Genomic DNA, 5,720 nt, shown 5'->3' with positions numbered 1-5,720 from the left:
CGGCCGCTTCGATGATGCCGCCGGACATCGCCTGCACCGCCGGTTGGGCCAGCCACGCCAGCACCACCGCCAGTGCCCAGGCCAGGGCCGTGACGACATGCCAGCTTGCCCACAGGATGCGGGTCTGGAATTCGCGCAGTGCCGGCTGGCCGCCGACGGGCACCAGGCCGCCAGCGCGCAGATGGCGGAACAGCATGCGCTCGCCCAGCCATGAGTGCGCCAGGCCGATGACGAAGACCAGCGCCGCCGCGCCAACGAGCCAGGGGTTCATGCCGCCCTCCGTGAAGTGAGCCTCAGTGTGAGGCCGGACTCGGGCCGCAGCGTGACGGCCATGCGCGGTTTGGGCGCCTCGTTGCCGGCCGGGCTCAGCTCGAAGCGCTGCAGCAGAAGCGCCGCGATCAGCGTCATCTCCAGCACCGCGAAATGCTGGCCCAGGCAGACGCGCGGGCCCAGGCCGAAGGGGATGTAGGCGCCGCGCGGGATTTCGTGTGCAGCCCCTGGCATGAAGCGCTCGGGCTTGAAGGCCAGCGGCGCATCCGGCCACCAGCGCGGGTCGCGGTGCAGCAGCCAGGGCGTCACGCGCACCAGCGTGCGGGCCGGCAGGCGCACGCCGCCCAGCGTAATCTCACGCGTCAGGCGGCGCGTCATGACGGCCGCCACCGGCGGGTACAGGCGCATCGCCTCCTTCAGCGTGGCGGACAGAAAAGGCAGGGCGCCCGCGTCATCGGCCGTTGGCACGCTGCCGGCCAGCACGGCATCAACTTCGGCCCGGGCGCGCGCCTGGGCTTCAGGGTGTGCCGCCAGCAGCCAGCTCCACCACAGCAGGGCCGTCGCGCTCGTCTCATGGCCGGCCTGGAAGCTGACCATGCACTGGTCGTAGACCTCCTGTGGCGACAGCGCCTCGCCGGTCGCCTCGTCGCGCAATGCCATCAGCATGCCGAGCAGGTCGGGCTTGCCGTCGCCGGACGCGCGCCGGGCGTTGACATGGCCGCCCAGCAGTCCGTGCATCAGCTTGTGTGCGCGCCGCTTGGCGGCCTTGCCCGGCAGCGGCAGCCAGTCGGGCAGCGTGAATGGCCAGAACATCTCGGCCAGCGCCGTCTCGCTGAGCACCTGCACGGCGTGCGCAGCGGCCGCGGTGTCGGCGCCGATCGGCGTGCTGAACAGCGTGCGCGAGATGACGTCCATCGTCAGGTGGCTGAACAGCGTGTCCATCGCCACCTCGCCGTCCTGTACGCCGGCCAGCCCGGCGACGGCCGCATCGGTCATCAGCGCCGCATAGCCGGCCACGCGCTTGGGGGTGAAGGCCTGCATCAGCATGCGGCGCTGGCGCTGCCAGGTGGGCCCTTCAGTGACGAGGACGGACTGGCCCATCAGCTGGGAAAACACCTCGGGCCCGCGCGCCCAGCGGATCAGCGCGTCGGCATGGTCCACCATGACCTCGCGCACCAGTTCCGGGTCGAAGACATCGACGCCGCGTTCGCCGAGGATGGTCTGGCGCGGCAGATCGCCCAGCGATCGCTGCGCGGAGATCACCGCGAGATAGTCGCGCCGCATGGCCATCAGCACGGGGAAGCCCCACCAGCGGGTGGGGTGCGAAGGGAGGTCGTTCCAGGTCAGCGTCGTCATGGACCGTGATGCTGCGCTCCCGGGGCGGACGGGTCTTGAACGAATGCGACACTGATCGCGATGCAAGCCCACACACGCCTCTGGCTGCCGCCGCTGGCCCTCGCCGGCTGCGTGCGTGGCGTGATGCTGCGCGACACGCGCGGCCGAAACCTCGATGCCGTGCAGCGCGAGAACTACTTTCCCGCAACACCGCTGGTCCAGCTGTTCTGGTGGGCCGAGGGCAGCAGCGAATGGCTGGCAACACCGGGTTTCTCAACACCGCCGCCGGAGCGCCGCCACGCGCCCGTGCTGTTCGGCGGGCMGTTCACGCTGCCCACGCACACGCGCAACCTCGGCGAGGTGTGGGCCTTCAAGCTGCTGCTGTTGCCCGACGCCTTCATCGCGCTGACTGGTGTCGCGCTGGACCGCCACGTCAACCGGGTCGTCGATGCGCGCGAGGTGCTGCCCGCGGACTGGCTGGCCTGGGCCGAGCAGATGTCCGCCGCGCCCGATGACGCCACGCGCTTGCAATTGCTCGAAGACTTCCTGCTGCCACGCTGGCAGGCCCTGGGCACGCAGCGCCCCGGCCACCGCTATGCCGACTGGACCCAGGCCCTGGCGGTGCGCGCCGCCACCAGCGCGGCCGGCCGCAGCCTGCGCCAGCTCGAGCGCCGCATCAAGGCCTGGGCCGGCTTGCCGATGCGCGAACTGCGCGCCGTGTCGCGCGCCGAGAACGCCTTCCACGCGGTGGCTGCCGCCGAGGCCGGCGCCGGTGTGAACTGGGCCGACATCGCCGCCGACAACGACTACGCCGACCAGAGCCATCTCTGCCGCGAGACGCGCCGCTTGACCGGCTTCAGCCCCGAGGACCTGCGCCGCCGCATCCAGGCGGAGGAAGCCTTCTGGGCTTACCGGTTATGGCGCTGAACCCGAGGCCTAAACTGGCGCGATGACCCGCCTGCTGCTCCTGGCCCTGTTGCTGTGCTGGGTGGCTACGTCGGCTTGCGCGGCGCCTTGCCCGCAGCCACTGCGCATCGGCTTCAGCGATGCTGCCTCGCCGCCGGGCCTGCTGGGCCAGGGCCCCGACTTTCCCGAGCCGCCAGGTTGGGAGGTCGTCGCCGTGCGCGAGGCGCTCAAACGCCTGGGCTGCCAGGGCGAACTGCTGCGCCTGCCCAACCGCCGCCTGTCGGCCTCATTGGCCCAGGGCGGCGTCGACATCGCGCTGCTGTTCGGCACCACGCCCGAGCGTCTGCGCAGCTTGCGCTTCCCCTTCGATGCTCAAGGCCGGCCCGACGTCGCCTGGGCTCCCGTATTCGGCCACCTGGCGCTGTTTGGTCGCGGTGGCGAGGCTCCCGATCCCGCCTGGGACGGCAAGCTTCTGCCCAAGGGCCTGCGCGTGGGCGTGCTGGCCGGCTCGGTGCAGGACGCCATCGCGCGCGGTCACGGCTGGGCGGTCGAGCCCATCAGCGCACTCGACGCGGGGCCGACCATGCTGCAGGCGCGCCGCTTCGACCTGCTGCTGAGCACCCGCGAGGTGCTCACACCCGAGCAGCGCGCCGAGGTCGTCGAATGGGCGCCCGGCGTGGCCAAGCTGCCCTATTTCGCGCCAGCCTCGCCGCAGTTCGCCCAGCGCCACCCGGACTGGACGCGCGCCTTCTGGCGCCAGTTGTGCCAGGCCGTGCGGCGGCTGGAACCCGACATCCGCCCGGTTGAATGCGGCAGCGCGCCGGCCACGGCCTGGCGCCAGGCCCCAAGCCCAACCGATTGACCCTGGCATTGCGCGGCAATTGACGCGCACGTCAATTGATCGCGTCAGAATGGCGCATCTGAGTTACCAACGGAGTACAGCCATGTCCGACCCGATCGTCATTGTTTCCGCCGCCCGCACCCCCATCGGCGGCCTGCTGGGTGATTTCGCCGGCCTGGCCGGCTGGGAGCTGGGCGCCATTGCCATCAAGGCGGCCGTCGAGCGCGCCGGCGTGCCGGGCGACTCGGTCGATGAAGTGCTGATGGGTAACTGCCTGATGGCCGGCCAGGGCCAGGCGCCCGCCCGCCAGGCCGTGCGCAAGGCCGGCCTGCCCGATTCGGCCGGCGCCGTCACGCTGAGCAAGATGTGCGGCTCCGGCATGCGCACCATGATGTTTGCCCACGACATGCTGGCAGCCGGCTCGGCCGAGGTCATGGTGGCCGGCGGCATGGAGAGCATGACCAATGCGCCGCACCTGATGTTCGCGCGCAAGGGCGTCAAGTACGGCGTGGCCCAGATGTACGACCACATGGCCCTGGACGGCCTGGAAGACGCCTATGAGCGCGGCAAGGCCATGGGCGTGTTCGCCGAACAGTGCGTGGCCAAGTACAGCTTCACACGCGAAGCCATGGACCAGTACGCCATCACCTCCACCCAGCGTGCCAAGGCCGCCAACGAGAGCGGCGCCTTCGGCTGGGAGATGGCCCCCGTGACGCTGAGCTCTGCCAAGGGCGACACCGTCATCAAGTTCGACGAGCAGCCCTTCAAGGCCAAGCTCGACAAGATCCCGTCGCTCAAGCCCGCTTTCAAGAAGGACGGTGCCATCACCGCCGCCACCTCGTCCAGCATCTCCGACGGCGCCGCGGCGCTGGTACTGATGCGCGAGAGCACGGCCAAGGCCCGCGGCCTGGCACCGATCGCCCGCATCGTCAGCCATGCCGTGCACGCCCAGGCGCCGGAATGGTTCAGCACTGCGCCGGCCGGCGCCATCCAGAAGGCGCTGGCCAAGGCCGGCTGGCTGGCGGGCCAGGTGGATCTGTGGGAAGTCAATGAAGCCTTCGCCGCCGTCACCATGGCCGCGATGGCCGACTTCAAGCTGCCCCACGACATCGTCAACGTCAACGGCGGTGCCGTGGCACTGGGCCACCCCATCGGCGCCAGCGGTGCGCGCATCGTCGTCACACTGCTGGGCGCGCTGAAGGCCCGTGGGCTCAAGAAGGGCATGGCGGCGTTGTGCATTGGTGGCGGTGAAGCGACGGCGCTGGCGGTGGAGATGCTCTGATGCTGGGTACCCACGATCTGGCGCTGTTTGCCGCCACCGTCTTCGTGCTGAATGCGACGCCCGGCGTCGACATGGCCTACACGGTCGCCAGCACGCTGCGTGGCGGCTGGCGCCAGGGCGTGGCGGCGGCGGTCGGCATCATGGCGGGCTGCGTGCTGCATTCGCTGGCCGCGGCCTTTGGCCTGGCGGCGCTGCTGGCCACGTCGGCCGAGGCCTTCACGATCGTCAAGCTCGTGGGTGCGGCGTATCTGCTCTATGTGGCATGGGGCATGGCCCGGGCCGGGCTGCGTCCGGCGTCGGCCGCGGCCGAAGTCAGCGCCCCGCAGTCGCTGTGGCGCACGGTGCGCCAGGGCTTCTTCACGAACGCGCTGAATCCCAAGGTCGCGCTGTTCTTCCTTGCGCTGCTGCCGCAGTTCATCGCGGCCGACGCACCGAGCAAGACGCTTTCTTTCCTGTTCCTGGGCGGCTGGTTCATCGTGCAGGGTCTGCTCTTCCTGCTGGCACTGATCGCCCTCGTCGCACCGCTGCGCCGTTCCAGACCGCGACCCTGGGTGGGGCGCGGCCTCAACCTCGGGGGTGCGAGCCTCTTCACGCTGCTGGCCGCCAAGCTCGCCCTCACCAAACCATGAATGTCCTCATCATCGGCGCCTCGCGCGGCCTGGGCCTCGAGTTCGTGCGCCAATACCGTGCGGCCGGCGCGCGCATCACAGCCACGGCCCGCGATGAAGCTGCGCTGGAGCGCCTGCATGCCCATGGTGCGCGCGCACTGAAGCTGGACGTGGCGGACGCCGCCAGCGTGTCCGGCCTGGCCTGGCTCATCGACGGCGAGAGCTTCGACGTCGTCGTCATCAACGCCGGCGTCTACGGCCCCAGCACCACGGGCCTGGAGACGCCAACGGAGGTCGATTTCGACGCCGTCATGCACACCAATGTGCTGGGTCCGATGCGCCTGCTGCCGCAGATTGCCGAGGCGCTGGCGCCGGGTGCCCGCGTGGCCATCCTCTCCTCCAAGATGGGCTCCATCGGCTCGCGCGCCAGCACCAGCGGCTGGCTCTACCGGGCTTCCAAGGCGGCGGTGAACTCCGT

7 protein-coding genes are annotated in these 5,720 nt (G+C 70.4%); 5 read left to right on the top strand and 2 right to left on the bottom strand.

Annotated elements, in window-relative coordinates; genetic code table 11:
* Both ACXJKR_RS22530 and ACXJKR_RS22525 read right to left on the bottom strand, forming a co-directional pair.
* The coding region (locus tag ACXJKR_RS22530; protein WP_457324700.1) for a hypothetical protein at positions 1–271 on the bottom strand (271 nt) is incomplete at its 3' end.
* Complete coding sequence (locus ACXJKR_RS22525) at positions 268–1,626, bottom strand: cytochrome P450 (protein ID WP_457324699.1); 1,359 nt, start codon at positions 1,624–1,626, stop codon at positions 268–270. The genes ACXJKR_RS22530 and ACXJKR_RS22525, both read right to left, overlap by 4 nt.
* A 60-nt stretch (positions 1,627–1,686) precedes the next feature.
* Here ACXJKR_RS22525 and ACXJKR_RS22520 point away from each other — a divergent pair, with 60 nt between their 5' ends.
* The 5 genes from ACXJKR_RS22520 to ACXJKR_RS22500 form a co-directional block, all read left to right on the top strand.
* Positions 1,687–2,532, top strand: a complete 846-nt coding sequence (locus ACXJKR_RS22520) for a helix-turn-helix domain-containing protein (protein WP_457324698.1) — start codon at positions 1,687–1,689, stop codon at positions 2,530–2,532.
* Positions 2,533–2,554: 22 nt separating this feature from the next.
* Positions 2,555–3,373 (top strand): hypothetical protein, encoded by an 819-nt coding sequence (locus ACXJKR_RS22515; RefSeq protein WP_457324697.1) that lies wholly within the window; start codon positions 2,555–2,557, stop codon positions 3,371–3,373.
* 82 nt (positions 3,374–3,455) lie between these two features.
* A complete protein-coding gene (locus ACXJKR_RS22510; RefSeq protein ID WP_457324696.1) occupies positions 3,456–4,634 on the top strand; it encodes an acetyl-CoA C-acyltransferase in 1,179 nt (392 codons plus the stop codon).
* Complete coding sequence (locus ACXJKR_RS22505; protein ID WP_457324695.1) at positions 4,634–5,263, top strand: LysE family translocator; 630 nt, start codon at positions 4,634–4,636, stop codon at positions 5,261–5,263. The genes ACXJKR_RS22510 and ACXJKR_RS22505 overlap by 1 nt, the downstream gene beginning before the upstream one ends.
* On the top strand, positions 5,260–5,720 hold a 461-nt coding region (locus ACXJKR_RS22500; protein WP_457324694.1), incomplete at its 3' end, for an SDR family NAD(P)-dependent oxidoreductase. The genes ACXJKR_RS22505 and ACXJKR_RS22500, both read left to right, overlap by 4 nt.

The organism is Roseateles sp. P5_E11, assembly GCF_054049355.1.
Note: the sequence above shows the minus strand (reverse complement) of the source record. Positions and strands in the feature narration are given on the sequence as shown.

Coding starts and splice junctions, on each gene's coding strand:
- ACXJKR_RS22510 (WP_457324696.1), top strand. CDS start 3,456: ATGTCCGACCCGATCGTCATTGTTTCCGCCGCCCGCACCCCCATCGGC.
- ACXJKR_RS22505 (WP_457324695.1), top strand. CDS start 4,634: ATGCTGGGTACCCACGATCTGGCGCTGTTTGCCGCCACCGTCTTCGTG.
- ACXJKR_RS22515 (WP_457324697.1), top strand. CDS start 2,555: ATGACCCGCCTGCTGCTCCTGGCCCTGTTGCTGTGCTGGGTGGCTACG.
- ACXJKR_RS22525 (WP_457324699.1), bottom strand. CDS start 1,626: ATGACGACGCTGACCTGGAACGACCTCCCTTCGCACCCCACCCGCTGG.